Genomic DNA, 530 nt, shown 5'->3' on the forward strand with positions numbered 1-530 from the left:
GACCCAGCTGCGCGAACGGCATCGACAGCTTGGCCGTATCGGATGCGTAGACGAGGTCGCAATGCAGCAGCATGGTCGTGCCGATGCCAACCGCGCGACCCTGCACCGCCGCCACCAGCGGACGCGTGGCACGTGCCAGCGCATGCAGGAAGCGGATGACATTGCGCTCGCCATTGCCCTTGCCGCCGGCCATCGCAATCGACGCGAATTCTCCGATGTCGTTGCCGGCGGAGAACATGTCGCCTTCAGCCCGCAGCAGCACCACGCGCACAGTACTGTCACGCTCGGCGGCGCTCAGCGCATCGGCCAGCGCGCCATACATCGCAGCGGTGATGGCGTTCTTCTTGTCGGCGCGGGCCAGGGTGAGCGTCAGCACGCCATCGGCGTTGTGGCTTTGGATATGTTCACTCATTGCTCGTCTCCGTTGGGGAACTTGGTTTGCAGGCTGGCGAGCCAGCGTGCGACAACGTCGATCTCGGCGTCGGTAAAGCCTTCGGTCAGCCGCGCGTTCAACTCGGCCAGGCCGTTGC

1 protein-coding gene is annotated in these 530 nt (G+C 65.1%); it reads right to left on the reverse strand.

What is annotated here, in order from left to right; all coding sequences use genetic code 11:
- Window positions 1–412: enoyl-CoA hydratase-related protein (locus tag D1614_RS28810; RefSeq protein WP_175579323.1), on the reverse strand; the 412-nt coding region annotated here is incomplete at its 3' end.
- Between the last annotated feature and the right edge of the window lie 118 nt (window positions 413–530).

This window comes from Maribellus luteus (assembly GCF_003576475.1).
In the GTDB taxonomy this organism is placed as follows: Bacteria; Bacteroidota; Bacteroidia; order Bacteroidales; family Prolixibacteraceae; genus Draconibacterium; species Draconibacterium luteum.